We start from the raw sequence: 20,490 nt of genomic DNA on the forward strand, positions 1-20,490 counted from the left end.
CTCAGACCTCGATGGGCGCGCCGACCAGGCTGCCCCATTCGGTCCAGGACCCGTCGTACACGCGCACCCGCCGATCACCGAGCAGCTCCTCGAAGATCAACCACCCGAGCGCGGCCCGATGCGAGAGCCTGCAGTAGGCGATGATCTCGGTGGCCGCGTCGATGCCCAGTGCGGCGACCCGCGCCCGGATCTCGGCCACCGGCCGCAACAACCCCTGCTCATCGAGCAGATCCTGCACCGGAAGACTCGACGCACCCGGAATATGCCCACCACGCTCGGCCCCGTGATCGATCGGCTCGGTCACGGGCGCCACCCGCGCGCCCGAATATTCTTCCGGCGAGCGCAGATCCACGATCGCGGTCGGCGAAGCGATCGCGGCGAGGACGTCCTCACGGCCGGCGACGAGTTCGTCAGTACGCGGAACCACCAAGGGAAGTGGCGGTGCCGAGGGGGCGCGCGATGGGTCCGCAGGTGACACGGGCGCGGACGGTTCAGCCGCAGGCGGTATGGCCTCAGGCGGTTCAGCCGCAGACGGTCGCGAAGGTACCGGCGCACGACCGTCTCCGCGCCAGGCCGGCAGTCCTCCGTCGAGGTAGCGCAGGTCTCCGCCGACGCCGACGGCCGCCGCCACCCAGAGGGCGTAGGCGGCGAATTGGGTGGGTTCGCCGGCGAAGATCACCGTGGATTCCGCATCCGCGCCGAGGGCGTGCAGCCGGGCGGCCAGTTCGTGCGGTGCGGCGAACTCGCGGCGCGTGCGGTGCCACAGCAGGTCTTTCCAATACACCGTGCGCGCACCGGGAACGCTCGGCGCACCACGTGCTTCGCCGAGGGTGCCGCCCGGTGCCGCACCGGGTGTATTGGTCACCTCGATGACGACGACGCCCGGATCGGTCAGCCGGGAGCGCAACCATTCCGCGTCGACGACACGGCTCGTCACGACACTTCCCACCGCAGACCTCCCGCTCGTACCACCGGCTCCGTTGAGCTCGGTGGCGAAAACATAAGAGGCCCGCCACGCTGCCGGGAACACAAAAAGTCAGGCAGACTCCAATTATGTGTTCCCTGATTCGGGATACATATCCTCGGCAGCGCGTTGCCTCCCGATCGCCGAAAGGGGCCCGATGTCCGGCCACCGTGCTGCCCACCTCATTTCCGCAGGTCGGCTGCGTACCGATCCGCCGAAGCGGCTGGTGCTGCTCGACGTCCGGGCGGGTGCGGGCGGCCCCGGCTGCGCGCGACGCCATCTGCCTGGCGCGCGATTCGTCGACGTCGACGCCGATCTCGCGGGCAGCGCGACCCCGTACTCCGGTGCCCGTCCGCTCCCGGAACCGGCGGATCTCACCGCGGCGTTGCAGCGCTGGGGCATTCACGCCGACAGCACGGTGGTGGTCTACGACGATGCCGGTTCGATACCAGCTGCCCGGGCCTGGTGGGTGCTGCGGTGGGCGGGGCTGCCGGATGTGCGCGTGCTCGACGGTGGGTTACCGGCCTGGCTCGCCGCGGGCGGTCCCGTCGTGTCGGGCGAGGGCTCGGAGCCACGCGAAAAGGGCACGGCCACAGCGCAGCCCGGTGGGCTGCCCGTCATCGAAACCGCCGCTGTCGCCACGCTGCCGGAACGCGGAGTGCTGCTCGATGCCCGCCCGCAGTCGCACTATCGCGGCTCCGGCGAATTCGGCGGCCATATCCCCGGAGCCGTCAGCGCGCCGGTGTTCGACGATTTCGATCAGCACGGACTGCTCCGCGACGAGCAGACGCTGCGGGCCCGCTATCGCTCGCTCGGACTCACCGATGCGACCGCGGCCGCGTCCTATTGCGGTAGCGCGATGGCCGCCGCGCTCCAGGTTTTCGTGCTCGCCACCCTCGGCCACGAGATCGCCCTGTACCCGGGATCGCTATCGCAGTGGACCGCTGATCCCGCCCGTCTGGTCGTCGGCAGCGCGGTCGTCACGCCGGACCCGGTTCCCGCCCTCTGATCCGCTACCAGCCAGGAGATTCCATGGCAGACCAGCCCCGTCACGTCATCCTGAACGCCAATCTGATTCCGGGTGGCACCATCGGCAGCCCATGGCGGCGGGCCGAGGAACCCGCGGCGCATTTCGTCGGCATCGAGCATTACCTGGACGTCGCGCGCACCGCCGAACGCGGCCTGCTCGACGCCGTCTTCCTCGCCGACTCCCCCGATATCCAGGCCAAGGACTGGACCGCGCCGAGCCGGCTGCTCGACCCGTTCATCGCGCAATCGGTGATCGCCGCGCGCACCGAGCGCATCGGCCAGATCATCACCGCGACCACCTCCTACAACGACCCCTACAACCTGGCCCGCGCCTTCGCCGCGCTGTCGGCGGTCTCCGGCGGCCGGGTGGGCTGGAATTTCGTCGTCACCGGCGGCGATGCGGCGGCCCGCAACTACTCGCTGGATCAGGCGCTGCCGAAATCCGAGCGGTACGCGCGCGCCGCCGAGTTCCTCGATGTGGTGCTCGCACTCTGGGATTCGGTGCCCGCCGATGCCATCGCGGGCGACAAGGCGACCGGGCGCTATCTCGATCCTGCGGTGGTGCGCCCGATCGGCCACGATGGCAAGTTCTTCCAGGTGGCCGGCCCGTTGAAGGCGCCGCCGCTGACCCACGGCCGTCCGGTGCTGATCCAGGCCGGCGCCTCCACACATGGCGTGGAGCTGGGGGCGACGACCGCCGACGCGGTGTACTCCGCGCACGTCGATCCGGCCTCGGCCGCTGCCCGCCGCACCGAACTGCGGCGGCTGGCCGCGCATGCCGGACGCGATCCCGACAGCGTGAAGCTGCTGCCCGGTCTGATCGTGGTGCTCGCCGATTCGGAGGCCGCCGCCCGGCAGCGGGAACGCGAACTGATCGACCTCATCCCCGACGAGGTCCAGCTGGTCAACCTGGCCGACCGGCTCGGCATCGCACCCACCGACCTCGATCTGGACGCGCCGTTCCCGTGGGACAAGATCCCCGCTGAGCACACCGACGCCGGTTCCCGTGGCCAGCGCGCTGTGCTGCTCGAATACGTCCGCGCCAGCGGAGCCGACACCCGCGGCGCCGCTCGGCTGCTGGCGTCGGGCAGCGTGCACGCGAAGGTGGTCGGCGGGCCGGAGCAGGTGGCCGACTTCATCACCGACTGGTTCCGCGGCGGCGCCTGCGACGGTTTCAATGTGATGATCGATGAATTGCCCGGTGGGCTGGCCGATTTCGTCGACCATGTGGTCCCGCTACTGCAACGGCGAGGCATCTTCCGCACCGAGTACGCGACCACCACCCTGAGAGGGCATTACGGGCTGTGAGCGCGCCGTCATTGTTCGTCCAGCTGCGCAGTGGCCCGCCCGCCGCCGAGGTGTATCGGCACACCATCGATATCGCGGTGCGCGCCGAGCAGCTCGGATATCGCACCATCTGGTTCGCCACCCGCCATTTCCGGGCCCATCACGCGGCGCTGCCCTCGGTGTTCCCGTTTCTCACCGCCGTGGCCCAGCACACCGCGACGATCCGGCTCGGTGCCGGCGTCGTCAGCATCCCGTTCGAGCATCCGGTCCGGCTGGCGGAGGATGCCGTGGTCACCGATGCGCTCAGCGGCGGACGGCTCGAGCTCGGCGTCGGCAAGGGGCTCGGGTTCGGGCTTTCGGCCAGCAGCTGGGCCGGATTCGGCGTCCCCGACAGCGAACGGGAGTCGATCTACGCCGAGCGGCTCACCGCTGTGCACCGCATCCTGGACGACGGCCTGGTCACCGACGAGGTCGCGCTGTATCCGCCGCCGGGAACACTGCGATCGCGCATGTGGCAGTCCACCGGGAATATCGACACCGCGCGCCGCGCCGGTGCCGCCGGTGACGGCCTGCTGCCGCACGGCAATTCCCAGGCGCGGGCGGGCGGCAGCGTCACCGAACTGGTCGACGCCTACCTGGAGCAGTGCCGCGGCACCCCGCGTATCGGTTCGAGCGTCGCGGTACTGCCGGGCGCGAGCGAACACGATTCGCTGGACCTGCTCGACACCGATATCGCGCTGAGTCCCGCCTTCTATCCCGAATTGTCCGGCGAATCCGAACGGCGCCGGTACCTGGCGGACAACCGGATCCACATCGGATCCGCCGCGCAGATCGTGGACGAGTTGCGCGCCGATCCGGACCGGGCAGCCGCGACCGAGGTGCTGTTCTATGTTCCGCTCGCGGTGGGCCACCCTCGGTACGGGGAATGCCTGCACCGGATCAGCACCGAGATCGCGCCGCGACTGACCACGTTGCCGATCCGATAGTACGAAAACCCCTCGGCGACGCGCTGCGACATCCGGTCGCGCCCGCTCGCCCGGCATCATTGGCCGCACACACGTTTTGCCCCAGCGAATTCGGCCCCATGAAGCGTTCACAGTGGCCCAGCACCGGGCTTGTGCCGCACGGTCCATTGCGCGCCAGCGGCGCGGCGTGCGGTGCGGCCAGCGGCAACGGGCGGCGCGGAGGGCGTTGCGCGTGGTGGGCGGCGGACGGCGCACCCTCCACCCGAGAGAGCGATTCCGTTCAGTCCAAGAACTCGCGCAGGGTTGCGCCCGCCGCATCGGCCAGCAGACCGGCGAGTTCGGCAAGGGCGGCTGGATCATCGGGAAGCTGGGGCACCGCGACCCGGACCGTCCCCGGCCGCTGAGGCGCCACATGGGATTTCGCGCCCGAACCCACGATCACCCCGTGCCTGGCCAGGCCCAGCAGTGCGCTCTGTTCATCGGCCACCTCGACCCACACGACCAGGCTGTTCACTCCGGATCGTGCGGTGACGCCACGCTCCCGCAGGGCCGCGAGCAGCCCGGAGCGCCGCGCCGCATACCGATCGCGGGCGGTCTCGATCAGTGCGGCGGTGGACCGGTCGGCGATCAGATGCGCCAAGGCATCCTGCAAGATCCGGCTGTTGGCCGCGATACCGTGCACCCGGCCGCGGATGGCTCGTTCGACAAGTTCCGCACTACCACCGATGACGCAGGTGCGGATATCCATCCCGTACGCCTTGCAGTAGCTGCGCACCCGGACACTGCGCTCGGGGAAGAAGCCGCCGAGCGACGGAGCCTGCGCGTAGGCCAGCGGCCCGACCGCATCGTCCTCCACGATCCACGGCACCGTTTCGGCGGCGCGCAACACCTCGGCCAGTTCGGCGGCGCGGGCCTCCGACAGCGCTCCGCGCGCGGCATAGGCGCCCTCCGGTTGCAGCACCACCACCGACGGCGACCGGCGCAGCACCGCAGCCAATGCGTCCGGCAGGGCGCCGAATTCATCGGATTCGATGCCGGCCACTTCGTAGCCGACGTCGGCCAGGGTGTCGAGGAAGCCCGGCATCACCGGCTCCTCCACCGCGACCAGCGAACCCGTGGGCGCGGCGGCATGAACAGCGAGGAAAAGCCCCTCCGAACCCCCGCCCGCGGCGACGAATGCTTCGGCGGGGAAGGGCCAGCCGTCGATCACCGCGTCACGCAGCCGATCGGTGATGTACTCGCGCCCCGGCCGGTTGAGCCGCTCGGTGTGCAGCCCGGCCAGCATCGCGGGCGCCAGATCCGGTTGCAGGTCGTAATCGGGGCTGCCGGTGAGCAGGTCACGATCGGCGAGCGTGCGCCCGGCCGGCGCCCGATCCACCGCGGCCACCACCGTCCCGCCGCGCCGATTGGTGGCGATGAGACCTTCCTTGCGCAGCTCACCCCACGCGGCCACGACCGTGCGCGTGCTCAATCCGCAATGCTGCGCGAGCTCCCGGATGGTGGGCAACCGCATCCCCGCCTCGAGCGAGCCGTCCCGGATCAACCGGGCGGTGACCGCCCGCACCGACTCCGAGGTATGCGACGCATTGGCCTCCAACGCCCGCACCAGCAGCGCCGACCCCGAATCCGTCACCGGTACTCCACTCGTCGCATGACAACAGTATGACGAATATATGTGTTCAGTTGGCGATTTTTGTTCCCGGCTGATGGATATATGTGCACGGTGCACGGATCGCGCGGCCACCGTCGGATGGGACTGGTGACGCCGAGCCGCGGATCCGCCCGAACGGACGCGACGCGTCCGGCGGTGCGAGCTCAGATCCCGGTTACCGACAGAATGCGGAACGGGGTAGCAGGAGTACCGGGACCGAGCGGGCCGCCCTTGTCGAATTGCGATGCGACGACGAGGGTTCGGTCGTCGATATGCACCAGCGTCGTCGGGACCGCGAGGGTCGGATCGGACAGTTCGGCCTCGCGTTTCGCGCCGGTGCCGTCCGCGGTGATGGTCCAGCGGACGACGGTGTTCTTCATGTTCTGGGCTACCCGCAGCGTCGTGCCATCCAACTCGAGGCCGTCGCCCATCGACACCTCACCGCCGTTCAGATCGACTTTGCCGATAGCACCTCCGGCGTCGCCGCCGAGGTCCACCCGGTAGAGATCGCCACCGGCCGAATCGACGACGAGCAGCAAGCTGCCCGCGGCATCGGCGGTGATGCCGTTGAGGGTGTAGGCCTCGGGACCGTGCGGTTCGATCACCGGGTTCAGGTCGAAGCCAACGGTCAGTTCACCCCGGCCGCCACCAGCGATGACGCGGTTCAGGTCCGCCGGGCTGACGCGGTAGAGGACGGCGCGTTTGCTGTCGGTCAGGTAGGCGGTGCCGTCGGCGGTGATCGCGATGTCGTTGACGAAGCGCTCGCCGCTGCCGGGCACGTCGAGCCGGGCGAGCAGGGCGCGCGAGGCGATGTCGTACACGCTCACCCCGGCCGTCGAGTCGGTCACCCAGAGCCGCCCGGCCGAGTCCACGCGCAGCCCGTTCGCGGTGACGCGGCCGTCGGTGCCGCTGGGCAGGAAGACGTCGGCCCGTTCGGCCCCGGCCGCGGCGCGGTAGATCGTGCCGTCGGCGAAGGAGCCGACGTAGATGTCGCCGTTGCGCTCGTCGACCGCGATGCCCTCCGGGTAGACGCGATCGCCGGGCAGTTCGAAGGCGGTCTCGATACGCGGTGCGGGTTCCGCCGATTCCGCGGTACCGCCGCATCCGGCGAGGGTGAGGGTGGCGGTTGCCGCGAATACCGCCGCCGACCAGCGGCGAGGCGATGCGTGAGACATGGTGTGGACCCCTTTGCAGACAGCTTATTCGTAGCCAAACCGATCGGCGTGCACGAATGTAGATTAGGGTTCTAATGCTCGTCAAGACTCTAATGATGGGAAGGCTGGTTACGATGCCGGTATGACGTCCATGCCCGCCGACGAACGCATCGGTTCGTATGTCAAACGCGCCGAGCAGGCGTTGAACGCGGCCAAGAACGCCGCGCTGAAGCCGGCGGGCGTCACCGTTGCGCAGTACGCGGCCCTGCTCTACCTGGCCGAGAACCCCGGCATCTCCGCCGCCGCACTGGCCCGGCTGTGCGGTGTGACGCCGCCGACGATGAACACGGTGCTCACCAACCTCGTCGACCGCGGCCTGATCGAACGCACCCCGCACGCCTGGCACAAGAACGTCCTCGAAACCCGGCTCACCGAGGCGGGTGAGGCGGTCATGCGCGACGCGGACGTCCGCGCCGTCGCCGTGGAGCGGGCCGTCGCGGCCGGATTCACCGCCGGGGAACGCCAGACCCTGATCGATCTGCTCACCCGTTGCGCGGGCCTCTTCGACGCCACCCGGGGCGAGGCGCCCGCCGCACAAGAGCGGCACTAGCCCTAACAGGTGCGGCCGATGCCGTCGTCGAGCTGCTCTGGACCGGCGCGACGATCTTGCCGTGCAGGCCGTGCGGATCGCCGAGCCGGGCGGGCGACGGTCGATCGGGCGACAGCCGGGCGGGCGCGCTCGAACCCCGTCCGCTCCCGCATCTTTCGACCCGATGATGCTGCCGACACGCCCCCGCGCGCCCCGGCGGCCGGTCTACAGTGACGCTATGGCCGAGCCGAATCGGACAGCCGGCGTGCTCTACGACATCGACGGCGTGCTGGTGACTTCCTGGCGCGCCCTGCCCGGTGCACCCGATGCCGTGCGGCGCCTGGCCGAGCAGGGTCTGCGCCGCGCGTTCCTGACCAACACCACCTCGCGCACCCAGGCCGAGATCGCCGAACGGCTGTGCGCGGCGGGCATCGAGGTCTCCGCCGACGAGATCGTCACCGCGGCCCGCATGACCGTCGAGTACCTGCGCCGCAACCACCCCGGCGCCCGCACCTGGGTGCTCAATCACGGCGATATCGACGCCGACCTGGCCGGCCTGCGACTCGACGACACTGACCCCGAGGTCGTCGTCCTCGGTGGCGCAGGCCCCGAATTCAGCCACCGCGCGCTCAGTCGCGTCGTCGAATTGATGCTCGACGGGGTACCGGTCGTCGCCATGCAGGGCGGCATGACCTGGGCCACCGACGACGGCCTGCGCATCGACACCGGCACCTACCTGCCCGGCCTCGAAGCCGCGGGCAACGCCACCGTCACCGTCATCGGGAAGCCGTCGGCCACCGGATTCCGCACCTGCGCCGCGACCATGGACCTGACACCTGAGCAGGTCGTGATGATCGGCGACGACCTGCACTCGGACGTGCTGGCCGCCCAAGATGTCGGCATGACCGGAGTCCTGGTGCGCACCGGCAAGTTCCGCACCGCCGTACTGGAAGCGTCGCCACGCCAACCGGATCACGTCATCGATTCGATAGCAGACCTACCCGCCCTCCTCGCGACCCCGAACTGACCCGCCGGCTCTCGATTCGAGCTGTCATCCGCTGAGCGCGAGGTCGTCATCGGGCTCGCAGCGTAGGCTGTGGCACTTCGGTACGGGTGAAAGCTGCGTGAGGTAGTCGGAACTTTGCGTAAGGCCGCCGCCTTCGGCGGGCGCTAGCCGAGGACGAAAGCTACGAGGAAACCTGCGGCCGTGGCGATCCCGACCCACCATCCACCTTCGCGGTACGCCTCTGGCATGAGCGAATCCGCGAGGACGGCGATCGTCGCACCGCCCGCGAACGCTTGCACAGTGCTGATCTGCGTCCCGGAAAGGTTGTCGGAGAGCACGTTTCCCAGCACAGTGACCACGACCAGCACCACGCCGGTGATGGTCCACAATGCCAGTGCGCGCCCGGGCGCGAAGCCGTGCCGGTCGCGCATCAGCGCCGAACCGCCGATCGCCTCGGGCACATTCCCCACCGCCACCGCGACCAGCAGCACCACGCCCCCGCCGCCGGACAGCGAGACGCCGAGCGCGGTGTTCTCCGGAACGCCGTCGAGCACCGTGCCGAGCATCAACGCCCAGCCGATCGCGGTGGGGCCGAGCCGCTGTTCGATGAAACGGTTCGCGACCACGTAGACCGTCGCGCCCGCGAACAGTGCGATACCGGCGATCCACGCACCCGCTTCGACGAACGCGGGCTCGAACAGTTCATTGGTCACCGCGGCGATCATGGTGCCCGCGCCGAAGGCCATCAGCGAGGCGAGCAACGGCTTCGGCAACGACCACCGCAGACCGATAACGGCGCCGAGTACCAACGGCACTGCCGTGCCCAATCCGTAGAGCAGTGCGGTCCCCATTCGGCCACGGTAGGTCAATGGGCGGTACCGCCTCTGTTTCCGCGCCGAAGCCTTCTAAATAATTCTAGAAATTCCCTTCAAAATCGCCCGTGCCGCCGTAGCTCTCGGTATCGTCCGATTCGGCAAACAGCCAGTGACACTGGCCAGGTAATCCCAGATCGGAGTTCGTGTTTGACAGGTGTTCCATCCGACGTGCTCGGATAGTCGCTCGCATGCCGTCGGCGATGGGGAAGGCCGGTGAGTGTCGAACATCTCGCCTGCCCCGGCGCCACGAGCGAATAACGAGCCGACGCAGACTTGCCAACTCGGCCGACGCGCGGTCGGCCGCCAGTTGCGGCGAAGGGCCCGATCCATGACGAGGGGATCGGGCCCTTCGGTATTGTCTGCCCCAATGTCACAGGATGCGAATACGGGACGAATGTATGCCGGGCAACCCGTAGAGGACCGGCAGCGCCAACGGCGTGCGCGTTTTCTGGAATCCGGTCTGACCGTTTTCGCGCGCGACGGATACGCCAACAGTTCGGTCGGCGCCATTTGCAAGGATGCGGGGCTGTCGTCGCGGCAGTTCTACGAGGAGTTCACCGGCCGCGAATCCTTGCTGATCGAGCTGTACGAGCAGATCCATCGGGAATCGCGCGCCGCGGTCGAGGCGGCGCTGGCGGAGCGGTCCGAAGCGAGCGCGGTGGAGAGCATCGACGCCGCGGTCCGCGCGTACGTGGAATCCATCGGCACCGATCCGCGCAAGGCCAGAGTGGCACTGGTCGAGGTGGTCGGCGCCGGGCCGAAGGTGGAGAAGCTGCGGCTCGAGCTGCGCCGCATGTGGGGTTCGCTGCTCGCGGGCGCGGCCGAGGACGCGGCCATGCACGGCGAGATCCCGCCCGGCGACTACGAGATGCGGATGCTGGCCATCATCGGCGCGGTCAACTATGTGGTCGACGAATGGAGCGGCTCGGAACCGCGCCGCCCCCTCGACGACGTGATCCGCGTGCTCAGCCGGGTCATCATGGGTGCCGTCGGAGCGTGATCGAGGCCGGGTACTCCGCGTAGCCTTGGCGCGTGGAGACCGTACCGATCCAGATGCCCGACGGCAGCACCGTCCCGGTGCGGCTGCTGTCGGCCTCGGGTTCCCATCGTCATCCGGTGACGCCGGACGTGCCGCGCCCGGTCGTGGTGCTGGTGCCGGGCCTCGGCGTCCCCGGCGAGTACTACGGCTACTTCGCCCGGCTGCTGTCCGAGCGCGGCTTCGACGTGGCGATCACCGAGCTACGCGGCAACGGCGCCAGCACCCCCAAACCCGACTCGTCGAGCACTTACGGCTACCACGAACTGGTCTCGGTGGATTTCCCCGCCATGTTCGAGGTGGTGCGCGACCGCTTCCCGGACAGCACGCCCTACCTGCTCGGCCACAGCATGGGCGGCCAGCTCGGCGTCATGTACGCGGCCCGCATCCGCGGCCGCCTCGGCGGCCTCATCCTGATCGCCTCCGGCACCCCCTACTACCGCGGCTACCGTGGGCTCACCGGGCCCGGCATGCTGGTCGGCACCGCCGCCGTCTCGCTGACGGCCAACCTGGCCGGCTTCTGGCCCGGTGACCGCTTCGGCCCCAACGGCTTCGGCCGCCAATCCAAAGTCCTGATCTCCGACTGGGCGCGCCTGGCCCGCACCGGCCGCTTCGTCCCCGTCGGCGCCGACATCGACTACGAGGAACGCATCGCCCGCCTCAAACTCCCGGTCCTGTCCATCACCATGACCGGCGACGACCTCACCCCCGAACCCTCCGCCCGCCACCTGCTGGAGAAGTTGCCCAACGCCGACATCACCACCTGGCACGAGACCCGACCGCTCGGGCACAACGGGTGGATCACCGATCCGGACAGCACCATTGATCGGATCGAGAAGTGGTTGCGGGATCGGTGATTCCAGCGCGCCGCATCATCCGCGGTCCCCGATGGCGGATCACTGGCGAACGACAATCACGGCCACACCGTTTCCACGTCACCGAGTTCCATCAGGGCGTGCAGGGTCAGCGAGTCCAAGCGGGTGGGCGCCGGGTTGATGACTGCATCGACGTCTGCCGCGCGCACTTGATCCCAGTGGTGGCTGGCTCGAACCAGCATCCGGCCAGACCAGTTGGTAGCCGAGACGCCGTGCCAGCTTCCTGATCTGCGCAACCTCCGCCGGATACTCGTTACTCACGTGCAGATCGATCCACCCCATAGCTCGTGGCTGATCATGCGCGTCTGCTCACCAACGTTCTCGAGAAGAATCTGGCCTGATGCGGCCTGGTCTCGACATGCGTTCGCAGGGCTGCCGCCTTACGGGGCACTCGTCGGTAGTGCACGTTCGGTACCGTTGCATCGTTTGATGAGCTTCGGTGATTCTGAGCAGATGATCGGGCGCGCCTCATGCGGCCAACCCGCAGGCCAGAGATCGTCCTCGCAGCGATCCTCTCTCTTCGCGTCTCGTCTGTGTTGGGCGCGCCATTCCCCTGTACTCAGTCGATGGTGTCGTGCACGGACATGGCGTCGCGACCGGCTTCCTGCCACCAGTTGAACCCCAACTACCTTCAGTCTCCCGTCCGATCGCTCGGTGTTCGGGTCGCCCCAGACGACCGCTGGAAGCTGTTGCGGCATAGGCATTTGCGTTCATAGAATGTCAACACAGCGGCTATGTTGTGGGCATGGACCGTGATGCCGCAATCATCGGTGCGCAACTTCGAGCGACACTAGAGGCCGCCGGTATGTCACTAGCGGCGGCCTGCCTCGCGCACGCAACAGCTTGCGGTCTGCATTATGCGGGCGATCGGGCGGCGCTACCGACCAGTTCGAACTCAGCGTTCGGAAGCGAACAGCGAAGGCGTTCATACATGCATTTGCAGTAACCCTCGACCGGCTGGGCGCCGTACAAGCTCAGAACGGCGGCCTCGAACAGGCTTGTGTCACATAGAGCTCAACACTCGAGGCGATTGTCGGTGTGCAATCAGAACGCACGCCAAGTGTTGCTCGCAATCTTCGCGCAATCGTGGCTCGCCACCTGGGTCAGCGGATCGCAAGAGCGATGGAGGTCGACGCGAGGGCAGCGGCCTACCTCGCCATGCAATGTATCCGAAGGTGGCGATCGACCCTTCCCCTAACGAGATGCTTGCGACAAACTTAACGCCCTGCTGGAGCAGTGTTGCATCCCGAATCGGACCATGATCAAATTGGATCCGACAGCAGCGCGAGAACGGAAATAGATTAAGGTGGCAAGTAAACCGTATACCGGCGATCCCGACACAGAGGCGGCAGTAAAGACCGAATAGCGGGAAAGCTTGGCGAACTCCAACGGCCGGCGCATTAGTATTGCGAGGGTTGAGTTCAGCCGCGAGACCTTGATTCCAGCGTAATCTCTTCAGTGGGGGAACCATGAACCTTGCAGTACGAATGACATTCATTGCTCTTGCAGCCACGGCCGCAACCGTCGGTAGTGCGACAGTTGCCACAGCAACCAGCACATCGGCGCACTCGACCAGAGTACTCATGGAGTACCGTGCCTCTGGCCTGACAGAGGGCCGAGCGTCAATGCCGGGAGAGCTCCACTTGTCGCACGGCATCTTCCAGCAGAAGCCTCCCAAGAAACAGAAGAACTGTGACTACAACTCCAACCTTGGTGAAACAGCGCAATCGTTCATGAGCCGTTGCGTCAAAGGTTCAGCGAAGGCCGAGTTTCCAAGCCAGTACCTGAACAGCACGCTCGCGGAGATCAAGAGCAAAGCATCGAGCGACGACGATGCCAAGAAAGCGAAGAAACTACTCACGGACGGACGGTTCAGAAAATGACAGATTCAGCGATGAACAAGCCCTCACGAGAGCACAATCCCTACGTTGGCCTGATCGTATATGAAATGGGCAAAGTAGGTGGGCAGGGCGTGTATTATCGCGAAGATTTCGTGCTGGTGTGGGCCGAAGACCGGGAAGAGGCGCTGGCACTAGTCGACCGCCATGTCAGCAACGAGGTGACCGAGTCCGCAGACGGCAGCTACGTCAGACTCTATTCCGTAATCGATGTTAACGAAGTTGTGGATTCACTGGATTCGGCCCGCACGGTCGATCTATATTCGCGGCATTTTGCAAGCATCGACGACTACAAATCATTCGAGATGTTCCTTGGCGGAAAGGATCCACTAGCGTAAATGATCGGCCTACGTCGCTCGAACCGGGGAGCTCGGGATGACGAACCAACGTTCCCTGGAATGATATAGAAGTTCATTCAAAGACGGCCCGGCCCTGGGGGCACGACGCCCCGGCGGACGACCTAAAGTTGTCTGCCGCCGGGGCTCTTAGCTCTGGTTCGATCAGTATCCGACGTGAACCGACGCCAGCGGGGCCACCTACTCTAGGTCTATAGCAGAACGCGAACATCGAGAAGTGGTTGCGGGATCGGTGATTCAGGGTTCGGAGATGCCCGTGGCACGCCCGTCGATCGCCCTCCGGATGAGTGTCCGGGCGCCATCGCCCGTCACCGACTGCGCCGCGAGCACATCGAAAGCACGGCCGTAGAGTGCGACCTCGCGCGGCTGGGTGATGGTCAACTCGGCGGTATGCCCCTCGACCCGGACCATACGGTTGTCGAACATCATGAAGTTCTCGACGATCACCTTGCCCTCGGCCGTCATGGGCACGATGCCGAGAGTCACCCTCGGCATTCCGATGATCGAATGCAAGCGATCCAGTTGCCCGAGCATCACCGCATCGCTGCCGATCGTGGTGTAGAGCGATCGCTCGCTGATCAAGAAATGGAACCGGCGGCCGCGACGGTACAGCACCTGTTGGCGTTCCATCCGCTTGGCGACTCCGGCGTCGAGGTCATCGGGTAGCCGGTAGAACTCGATCACACTACGGAGCTTGGCTTCCGCATAGTCGGCGGTCTGCAACAGCCCGGGAACGATCTGTGGATCGTAGTTGCGGATCACCGTGGCGCCGGATTCCAGTTTGGCGTACAGCTGCTGGCCGCGCTTGACACCCGCGCCCAGCATCCGGCGGTATTCGAGGTACGCGGCATCGACGTTGTGCAGGCTGGCAAGCAGATCAGCCAACTGGTCGTCGGCAGCACAGTGACGGCAGTACGCGCGGATATCCTGGCTCGACGGCTTGCACTTGCCGTGTTCGATCCGCGAAACCTTGGATTCGTGCCAGCCCGCACGCGCGGCAAGCTCTCGGCCCGTCACACCCGCATCACGTCTGATCTCGCGGAGCCGCTTGCCGAGAGCCTCCCGTGCTTCTTGAACTGAGCTCGTCACCGCTGGCCGTGGACCTCCGCGAGGTACTCGGCGTACGGAATTGCCGCGCTCCACAGTCGTTGCTTCACTAGCCGGCAGTAATCGACGACGCCGGAATCGCCGGTCAATGCCGCGCCGGCCGGTCGGCCTGCGGAATCGATCAGATTGAACGCCACCAACTCATCATCAATGAGCCACCAATCGTCGGCTGGGACGTCGTCGACGGTATGCCGTGGTATGTATCGAATGTCTTCACCGGCATCGACGCTGCTTCCGGTGACCGAGAACAACCAGCGTTGATAGTCGGAGTGCGGTACCGAAACAACCCGCACGCGGCTCATCGTCACACCGCGAGCCGCCAGCCGGGTGATGAGATCGAGCCAATCCGACTTGTCGTAGCCGTCGTTCGGGTCCGGCTCGCCTTCGATGAAGCGCCGTAGTGGCTCGGACTCTTCGGGTTCAGCGTACGAGTCGCGGACCTCGAGATGGAACAGTGATGTCCGGGCCCGCTCGAATAGGTCCAGCCAACAGTCATTCGATCGGTACTCCACCGTAGTAAGTCCTTTCGGCCTTCGGCACCAGGATGGCCGCTTCATTGCCTTCCAAGGTCAGTTGCCCCAGCGTCTCGCCGTCCGTCACCGGCTCACCCACCAACCTGAACGTACCGCGACCGGTGTCGGTCATCATCGCCCCTATGTAGGTTCCAGCCTCGGCGAATCCGGTCAGCAAATGGGGGATCTCGATCGTGTCGGGTCGGCCGGTTTGCCAGCCCTGAACGAGATAGCTGCCGGAGTCGGTGGCGTACAGCGACGGACACCCCGTCTTGTCGGATCCACCCTTTCCGAGAAACCGCAAGCGCATCACCCTACCCCCTTCGTCAATTGTTTCAACTTGCATGGGCAAGACCATGATGCGCTCGAAACCCACGATATACCCAGAGATCCCGAAACTTTCGCAAGTTCTAGCAAGCACGTGGACCCTGCGCCGGACCGTTCGTAGCGTTCCACTCGGCACGCGACGCCGGGTGAGGTCCGAGCTCCGCCCCGCTGTTCCCCGGCGTCGGGTGCCTGCGAACTCTCGAGCCGGTTCGAGCTCACTCCGCGAAAGGATGGAACATCGTGCCGCACTACGTGGTTCGATCGCATTGCTGCGGTGCCGGGTGGATGGTGTGCATTCCGTGTATCGGCACGCAGAGCTATGTGTCCAACAAGAAGGAGATCGAGCCGACGGCGCGGATGCTGTTGGCGCGGATGACCGGTTTCGCGCCGGAACAGATCCACCTGGACCTGACCGTGGGCAGGGCGCTCGGCAGCGCGGATGAGATGGATGCCCTGCGACAGGACGATATGACCAGCGGCGGGTAGGTTTTCGCTACTCGGGCACCGGATCGTCGGTCCGTTCACGCGCCTTCAGGACGAGGCCATAGATCACCAGCCCCAAGAGCGCCGCACCGATGACGACCTTGGCACCGTCGAGGGCATCGTTGGCTTGTTTCGTTCGGGCGTAACTGGTCCCCCACCGGCCTGTCTCATCCGGATTACACAGTTGGTCGGGCGCTATCACGTAGCCGCTGATCTCGGTGAAGCTCCACCTCCGGCACACCACTTCCGGATCGAGCCACCCCGACACTCCCCACGCGATCAGCGCGCCGGTCAGCAGGAACCACGTCAGATAACCCCACGCGTTCTCCCGCAACGTTTTCCACATGCGTCCGGCCATTCCAGCAATGTACCGACCTGCACTCGGCATGACGACGCCCACGGCACTTCCTGAGCCGGGTCGCCGATCTCGCCATGACCGCCTGGCCCGAGTCGCATTCAGCCGCCGACGATGCCGGAGCATCGTGGAACACACCGATGGATCGAATACAGCCGGCTCAGCTGATTATTCGTTATGCGGACGCCGGACCGCCGATACCTTCACTCGGCCCCGGAACAAACGGGGTCCATCGGCGGGTTACCCGAGGGAGAGGCGCTCAAGCGTCGAGTTCGCTGAAGGGAATCTTCACCGGGTACGGCTCGCTCAGCACCAGCACCTCCTGGTGCGGTTCGGCACGGCGGTATGCGCCGCTCGCCCAGTCCAGCCGGTACTCCTGAATAATCTTGATCCGAAGGTCGTCGTCGAGGTGCACCACCAAGTAGACCGGGATGCCTTCGGCCGCGTACTCCGCGCGCTTGTCAACGGTATCGACGTACTCGGAGCCGGGCGATACCACCTCGACCACCAGCAGCACATTCTCAGATGAGAGCTTCTCGCCCCGCGGAATGCAGCGGTGCACCACGACATCGGGCCTGCGGAATGAGAAGCCGGGCGTCTTCGGCCGCGTTCTCTGGTAGTGCATCTCGAAATCCGTGACTACCCGGATGCACGGCTCATCCGGACGCGCGGCATCGAACCCATTGGCCAGCCGTCGCGCGACGATGTTGTGTTCCGCGCTCCCGCTCCGGCAGAAGATCACGTGGCCGTCGACCACTTCGATCTGCCGCTGCACTTCGTCGGGAAGCGCCTCGTAACCTTCCTCGGTGATGAGGAGCATCTGCGGGTCGGTCACCCAGGCGGGCAGCGTGCTCATGAAACCTCATTCTCCAGGGTTGCGATGAGCCCATCCTATGTTGTCGGTCCGCTACGTAAGGGATGACGGACTCCGACGTACGGAACGCCGAAGGCCGGCCCACCTGCTGGTGGACCGGCCTTCGGTTCGAAATATGGTGCCGATTGGCAGGACTCAGAAGTCCATGCCGCCCATGCCGCCGGTGGGATCGGCGGGAGCGGCCGAGGCCTTCTCCGGCTTGTCGGCGACGACGGCCTCGGTGGTCAGGAACAGGGCCGCGATGGAGGCCGCGTTCTGCAGGGCCGAGCGGGTGACCTTGACCGGATCGGCGACGCCGGCGGCCAGCAGGTCCTCGTACTCGTTGGTCTGGGCGTTGAGGCCCTGACCGGCGGGCAGGTTGGAAACCTTCTCGGCGACCACGCCGGGCTCGAGGCCGGCGTTGAAGGCGATCTGCTTCAGCGGAGCCGACAGCGCGACACGCACGATGTTCGCGCCGGTCGCCTCGTCACCCTCGAGCTTCAGATCGTCCAGAGCCGGAGCCGACTGCAGCAGGGCCACGCCACCACCGGCGACGATGCCCTCTTCGACGGCAGCCTTCGCGTTGCGGACGGCGTCCTCGATGCGGTGCTTGCGCTCCTTGAGCTCGACCTCGGTCGCGGCACCGGCCTTGATGACCGCAACACCGCCGGCCAGCTTGGCCAGGCGCTCCTGCAGCTTCTCGCGGTCGTAGTCCGAATCCGAGTTCTCGATCTCGGTGCGGATCTGCGCGACGCGGCCCTTGATGGCCTCGGCGTCGCCCGCGCCCTCGACGATGGTGGTCTCGTCCTTGGTGACGACGACCTTGCGCGCCTGGCCGAGCAGCTCGATGCCGGCGGTCTCCAGCGAGAGGCCGACCTCTTCGCTGATGACCTCGCCACCGGTGAGGATGGCGATGTCGGCGAGCTGGGCCTTGCGGCGGTCACCGAAGCCCGGAGCCTTGACGGCAACGGACTTGAAGGTGCCGCGGATCTTGTTCACGACCAGGGTCGACAGGGCCTCGCCCTCGACGTCCTCGGCGATGATCAGCAGCGGCTTGCCGGCCTGGATGACCTTCTCCAGCAGCGGCAGCAGGTCCTTGACGGTGGAAACCTTCGAGCCGACCAGCAGGATGTACGGATCCTCGAGGACCGCTTCCTGACGCTCCGGGTCGGTGACGAAGTAACCCGAGATGTAGCCCTTGTCGAAGCGCATACCCTCGGTGAGCTCCAGCTGGAGGCCGAAGGTGTTGCTCTCCTCGACGGTGATGACGCCTTCCTTGCCGACCTTGTCCATGGCCTCGGCGATCAGCTCACCGATGGACGGGTCGCCGGCCGAGATACCGGCGGTAGCGGCGATCTGCTCCTTGGTCTCGACCTCCTTGGCGGTGTCGAGCAGCTTGGCGGTGACGGCCTCGACGGCCTTCTCGATGCCGCGCTTGAGACCCAGCGGGTTCGCGCCGGCCGCGACGTTGCGCAGGCCCTCGCGCACCAGCGCCTGGGCCAGCACGGTGGCGGTGGTGGTGCCGTCGCCCGCGACGTCGTCGGTCTTCTTGGCGACTTCCTTGACCAGCTCGGCGCCGATCTTCTCGTACGGGTCCTCCAGCTCGATCTCCTTGGCGATGGACACACCATCGTTGGTGATCGTGGGGGCGCCCCACTTCTTCTCCAGCACGACGTTGCGACCCTTCGGGCCCAGCGTCACCTTGACCGCGTCGGCGAGGCTGTTCAGGCCCCGCTCGAGGCCGCGACGGGCCTCTTCGTCGTACGCAATTGTCTTGGCCATTGCGGTGAGATCCTCCAAGTAATGAGGCTGACACACAGGATGACCGCATTGTCGGGCCACCCTATTTACGCTGGCCAGGCTCGGTGCCCGCGACGGACGACCAGGGGTGTCTTGGATACCCGATCTCACCGTCCCGACCTGGCACTCACGGGTAGAGAGTGCCAAGCCCTTTTTAGCACTCGCCCGTGACGAGTGCAAGGTCGGGCCCGGGCTAGCCCTGCAAACGATCGGTCACTCGCAACGCCAGCGCGAGGAACGCATCGGCGCGCCGCTCCTCCGGCGAGCGCGGCTCACCCTCGTCCACGGTGACGAGTTCGGCGTCGTTGATCAGCAGTTCGGCCTCCACCCGCATGATGGCCCGGATGAACGGTGGCGCCACCTCGGGCGGCAGGTCGCCGTTGACGATGTAACTGCCGTCATCGAGGGATTCGGTCGAGACATACGACAGCGCGCGCAACAGATCGTCGCGCCGTTCCCCCGCGATCAGGTCGGAGTTCTCATCATCCGCCATTGCTATAGGTTACCGGCAGTGCCGGCGGCGGGGCGGCCGCACGTCCAGCTGCCACCCCGCCGCGACCTTCCGGCAATCATCCGGTGATGCCGGCTCGCCGATCGGCCGCGGCGAGGCGAGCGCGGCCGGGATTCAGGATTTGTTGTTCTCGATGAGACCGGCGAGCAGTTCGACCAGATGCGCCTCCGCAGTCGATTTGTCGATGCCGATGCCGGACAGCACGCCGGTACCGTTCTCCTGCTCGAGCAGGGCGAGCAGGAGATGTTCGGTGCCGATGTAGTTGTGGCCGAGCCGCAGCGCCTCGCGGAAGGTCAGTTCGAGCACCTTTTTCGCCTCGGGATCGAACGGCACCAGCGGTGGCACCTCACCGCCACCTGGCGGCAGGGCAGCCGTGGCAGCCTCACGCACCGACTCGACCGTGGCGCCCTGGGTGAGCAATTCCTTGGCCGCGAGGCCGTCGGGTTCGGACAGCAGCGCGAGCACCAGATGCGGTGGCGCGATCTGCGTGTTACCGGCCGTGCGGGCCGCCTCCTGAGCCGCCATGACCACATTCCTGGCACGTGGCGTGAAGCGAGCGAAGCCGGCTTCGGGGTCCATGGCACCCGCGTCACCGGGCGCTTTGGGCACGAACCGCTTCTGCGCCGCCTGTTTGGTGACGCCCATGCTCGCGCCGATATCGGTCCACGAGGCGCCGGAGCGGCGGGCCTGGTCGACGAAGTGGCCGATCAGGTGATCGGCCAGTTCGCCGAGGTGTCCGGCGGCGACCATGGCATCGGCCAATTGATCGAGGACGTTGTCGGGGCGGGCCCTTTTGATGCCTTCGATGAGGTCGTCGAGCTTGAGCGAAGAAGTCATGCGTCAACCATAGGTTGACG

General features: G+C 66.5%; 23 protein-coding genes. 10 read left to right on the top strand and 13 right to left on the bottom strand.

All coding sequences use genetic code 11. The features are described 5' to 3' along the window. Position 1: 1 nt before the first annotated feature. Positions 2-937: a sulfurtransferase gene (locus tag GV790_RS31605; RefSeq protein ID WP_163810401.1), complete on the bottom strand. Its 936-nt coding sequence runs from the start codon at positions 935-937 to the stop codon at positions 2-4. Between the two features lie 184 nt (positions 938-1,121). Here GV790_RS31605 and GV790_RS03595 point away from each other — a divergent pair, with 184 nt between their 5' ends. Genes GV790_RS03595 through GV790_RS03605 form a run of 3 tightly spaced genes read left to right on the top strand, consistent with a single transcriptional unit; the run spans position 1,122 to position 4,266 of the window. Beyond that, on the top strand, positions 1,122-1,973 hold the full coding sequence (locus tag GV790_RS03595) for a sulfurtransferase (protein ID WP_163810403.1): 852 nt from the start codon (positions 1,122-1,124) through the stop codon (positions 1,971-1,973). A gap of 23 nt (positions 1,974-1,996) precedes the next feature. After that, complete coding sequence (locus GV790_RS03600; protein ID WP_163810405.1) at positions 1,997-3,301, top strand: NtaA/DmoA family FMN-dependent monooxygenase; 1,305 nt, start codon at positions 1,997-1,999, stop codon at positions 3,299-3,301. Further along, a complete protein-coding gene (locus GV790_RS03605; RefSeq protein ID WP_163810407.1) occupies positions 3,298-4,266 on the top strand; it encodes an LLM class flavin-dependent oxidoreductase in 969 nt (322 codons plus the stop codon). The genes GV790_RS03600 and GV790_RS03605 overlap by 4 nt, the downstream gene beginning before the upstream one ends. A gap of 259 nt (positions 4,267-4,525) precedes the next feature. Here GV790_RS03605 and GV790_RS03610 read toward each other — a convergent pair whose 3' ends face one another. Both GV790_RS03610 and GV790_RS03615 read right to left on the bottom strand, forming a co-directional pair. Further along, positions 4,526-5,878: an aminotransferase class I/II-fold pyridoxal phosphate-dependent enzyme gene (locus tag GV790_RS03610; protein WP_163810409.1), complete on the bottom strand. Its 1,353-nt coding sequence runs from the start codon at positions 5,876-5,878 to the stop codon at positions 4,526-4,528. Between the two features lie 182 nt (positions 5,879-6,060). Continuing rightward, positions 6,061-7,071 (bottom strand): SMP-30/gluconolactonase/LRE family protein, encoded by a 1,011-nt coding sequence (locus GV790_RS03615; RefSeq protein WP_178127493.1) that lies wholly within the window; start codon positions 7,069-7,071, stop codon positions 6,061-6,063. Between the two features lie 121 nt (positions 7,072-7,192). On the opposite strand from GV790_RS03615, the gene GV790_RS03620 reads away from it, so the two are divergent. Further along, positions 7,193-7,660, top strand: coding sequence for a MarR family winged helix-turn-helix transcriptional regulator (locus GV790_RS03620; protein WP_256672983.1), 468 nt, complete (start codon positions 7,193-7,195; stop codon positions 7,658-7,660). Between the two features lie 217 nt (positions 7,661-7,877). Next, complete coding sequence (locus GV790_RS03625; protein ID WP_163810411.1) at positions 7,878-8,666, top strand: HAD-IIA family hydrolase; 789 nt, start codon at positions 7,878-7,880, stop codon at positions 8,664-8,666. Between the two features lie 143 nt (positions 8,667-8,809). On the opposite strand, the gene GV790_RS03630 is transcribed toward GV790_RS03625, so the two are convergent. After that, on the bottom strand, positions 8,810-9,496 hold the full coding sequence (locus GV790_RS03630) for a ZIP family metal transporter (RefSeq protein WP_163810413.1): 687 nt from the start codon (positions 9,494-9,496) through the stop codon (positions 8,810-8,812). A 391-nt stretch (positions 9,497-9,887) separates the two neighbouring features. Between GV790_RS03630 and GV790_RS03635 the strand changes: the two genes are divergently transcribed. Further along, the gene (locus tag GV790_RS03635) at positions 9,888-10,520 is read left to right on the top strand and encodes a TetR/AcrR family transcriptional regulator (protein WP_228783132.1); all 633 of its coding nucleotides are present in this window, start codon (positions 9,888-9,890) and stop codon (positions 10,518-10,520) included. A 32-nt stretch (positions 10,521-10,552) separates the two neighbouring features. Further along, positions 10,553-11,413 (top strand): alpha/beta fold hydrolase, encoded by an 861-nt coding sequence (locus GV790_RS03640; RefSeq protein ID WP_163810415.1) that lies wholly within the window; start codon positions 10,553-10,555, stop codon positions 11,411-11,413. A 56-nt stretch (positions 11,414-11,469) separates the two neighbouring features. On the opposite strand, the gene GV790_RS30950 is transcribed toward GV790_RS03640, so the two are convergent. Further along, positions 11,470-11,613, bottom strand: coding sequence for a hypothetical protein (locus tag GV790_RS30950; RefSeq protein ID WP_256672986.1), 144 nt, complete (start codon positions 11,611-11,613; stop codon positions 11,470-11,472). 1,287 nt (positions 11,614-12,900) lie between these two features. Here GV790_RS30950 and GV790_RS03650 point away from each other — a divergent pair. Both GV790_RS03650 and GV790_RS03655 read left to right on the top strand, forming a co-directional pair. Further along, a complete protein-coding gene (locus GV790_RS03650) occupies positions 12,901-13,314 on the top strand; it encodes a hypothetical protein (RefSeq protein ID WP_163810418.1) in 414 nt (137 codons plus the stop codon). Next, the gene (locus GV790_RS03655) at positions 13,311-13,667 is read left to right on the top strand and encodes a DUF4288 domain-containing protein (protein ID WP_163810420.1); all 357 of its coding nucleotides are present in this window, start codon (positions 13,311-13,313) and stop codon (positions 13,665-13,667) included. The genes GV790_RS03650 and GV790_RS03655 overlap by 4 nt, the downstream gene beginning before the upstream one ends. 255 nt (positions 13,668-13,922) lie before the next feature. On the opposite strand, the gene GV790_RS03660 is transcribed toward GV790_RS03655, so the two are convergent. From GV790_RS03660 to GV790_RS03670, 3 genes are read right to left on the bottom strand one after another with little or no spacing between them, the layout of a single operon-like run. Then, positions 13,923-14,828, bottom strand: coding sequence for a helix-turn-helix domain-containing protein (locus tag GV790_RS03660; protein WP_280213592.1), 906 nt, complete (start codon positions 14,826-14,828; stop codon positions 13,923-13,925). Next, the gene (locus GV790_RS03665) at positions 14,771-15,304 is read right to left on the bottom strand and encodes a DUF6879 family protein (RefSeq protein WP_163810422.1); all 534 of its coding nucleotides are present in this window, start codon (positions 15,302-15,304) and stop codon (positions 14,771-14,773) included. Before GV790_RS03665 ends, GV790_RS03660 begins: the two co-directional genes overlap by 58 nt. Next, a complete protein-coding gene (locus GV790_RS03670; RefSeq protein ID WP_280213594.1) occupies positions 15,285-15,680 on the bottom strand; it encodes a hypothetical protein in 396 nt (131 codons plus the stop codon). The genes GV790_RS03665 and GV790_RS03670 overlap by 20 nt, the downstream gene beginning before the upstream one ends. Before the next feature lie 272 nt (positions 15,681-15,952). Between GV790_RS03670 and GV790_RS03675 the strand changes: the two genes are divergently transcribed. Next, complete coding sequence (locus tag GV790_RS03675) at positions 15,953-16,117, top strand: hypothetical protein (protein ID WP_163810424.1); 165 nt, start codon at positions 15,953-15,955, stop codon at positions 16,115-16,117. Between the two features lie 7 nt (positions 16,118-16,124). Here the strand turns inward: GV790_RS03675 and GV790_RS03680 are convergent, their stop codons facing one another. From GV790_RS03680 to GV790_RS03700, 5 genes are all read right to left on the bottom strand, one after another. Further along, on the bottom strand, positions 16,125-16,472 hold the full coding sequence (locus GV790_RS03680; RefSeq protein WP_163810426.1) for a hypothetical protein: 348 nt from the start codon (positions 16,470-16,472) through the stop codon (positions 16,125-16,127). A 256-nt stretch (positions 16,473-16,728) separates the two neighbouring features. Beyond that, entirely contained in the window at positions 16,729-17,325 is a 597-nt protein-coding gene (locus GV790_RS03685) for a Uma2 family endonuclease (protein WP_163810429.1), read from the bottom strand. 153 nt (positions 17,326-17,478) lie between these two features. Continuing rightward, complete coding sequence (gene groL / locus GV790_RS03690; protein WP_163810430.1) at positions 17,479-19,104, bottom strand: chaperonin GroEL; 1,626 nt, start codon at positions 19,102-19,104, stop codon at positions 17,479-17,481. 211 nt (positions 19,105-19,315) lie between these two features. Further along, complete coding sequence (locus GV790_RS03695) at positions 19,316-19,615, bottom strand: DUF222 domain-containing protein (RefSeq protein WP_104360706.1); 300 nt, start codon at positions 19,613-19,615, stop codon at positions 19,316-19,318. Positions 19,616-19,747: 132 nt separating this feature from the next. Continuing rightward, on the bottom strand, positions 19,748-20,470 hold the full coding sequence (locus tag GV790_RS03700; protein ID WP_163810432.1) for a Clp protease N-terminal domain-containing protein: 723 nt from the start codon (positions 20,468-20,470) through the stop codon (positions 19,748-19,750). Between the last annotated feature and the right edge of the window lie 20 nt (positions 20,471-20,490).

Source organism: Nocardia cyriacigeorgica (genome assembly GCF_010858045.1).
Lineage (GTDB): Bacteria > Actinomycetota > Actinomycetes > Mycobacteriales > Mycobacteriaceae > Nocardia > Nocardia cyriacigeorgica_E.

Bases quoted from the DNA above. Each gene is read 5' to 3' on its own strand.
- GV790_RS03595 (WP_163810403.1), top strand. From the start codon at position 1,122: ATGTCCGGCCACCGTGCTGCCCACCTCATTTCCGCAGGTCGGCTGCGT.
- GV790_RS03600 (WP_163810405.1), top strand. From the start codon at position 1,997: ATGGCAGACCAGCCCCGTCACGTCATCCTGAACGCCAATCTGATTCCG.
- GV790_RS03615 (WP_178127493.1), bottom strand. From the start codon at position 7,071: ATGTCTCACGCATCGCCTCGCCGCTGGTCGGCGGCGGTATTCGCGGCA.
- GV790_RS03620 (WP_256672983.1), top strand. From the start codon at position 7,193: ATGACGTCCATGCCCGCCGACGAACGCATCGGTTCGTATGTCAAACGC.
- GV790_RS03625 (WP_163810411.1), top strand. From the start codon at position 7,878: ATGGCCGAGCCGAATCGGACAGCCGGCGTGCTCTACGACATCGACGGC.
- GV790_RS03630 (WP_163810413.1), bottom strand. From the start codon at position 9,496: ATGGGGACCGCACTGCTCTACGGATTGGGCACGGCAGTGCCGTTGGTA.
- GV790_RS03635 (WP_228783132.1), top strand. From the start codon at position 9,888: ATGTCACAGGATGCGAATACGGGACGAATGTATGCCGGGCAACCCGTA.
- GV790_RS30950 (WP_256672986.1), bottom strand. From the start codon at position 11,613: ATGCTGGTTCGAGCCAGCCACCACTGGGATCAAGTGCGCGCGGCAGAC.
- GV790_RS03650 (WP_163810418.1), top strand. From the start codon at position 12,901: ATGAACCTTGCAGTACGAATGACATTCATTGCTCTTGCAGCCACGGCC.
- GV790_RS03655 (WP_163810420.1), top strand. From the start codon at position 13,311: ATGACAGATTCAGCGATGAACAAGCCCTCACGAGAGCACAATCCCTAC.
- GV790_RS03680 (WP_163810426.1), bottom strand. From the start codon at position 16,472: ATGGCCGGACGCATGTGGAAAACGTTGCGGGAGAACGCGTGGGGTTAT.
- GV790_RS03685 (WP_163810429.1), bottom strand. From the start codon at position 17,325: ATGAGCACGCTGCCCGCCTGGGTGACCGACCCGCAGATGCTCCTCATC.
- groL (WP_163810430.1), bottom strand. From the start codon at position 19,104: ATGGCCAAGACAATTGCGTACGACGAAGAGGCCCGTCGCGGCCTCGAG.
- GV790_RS03695 (WP_104360706.1), bottom strand. From the start codon at position 19,615: ATGGCGGATGATGAGAACTCCGACCTGATCGCGGGGGAACGGCGCGAC.
- GV790_RS03700 (WP_163810432.1), bottom strand. From the start codon at position 20,470: ATGACTTCTTCGCTCAAGCTCGACGACCTCATCGAAGGCATCAAAAGG.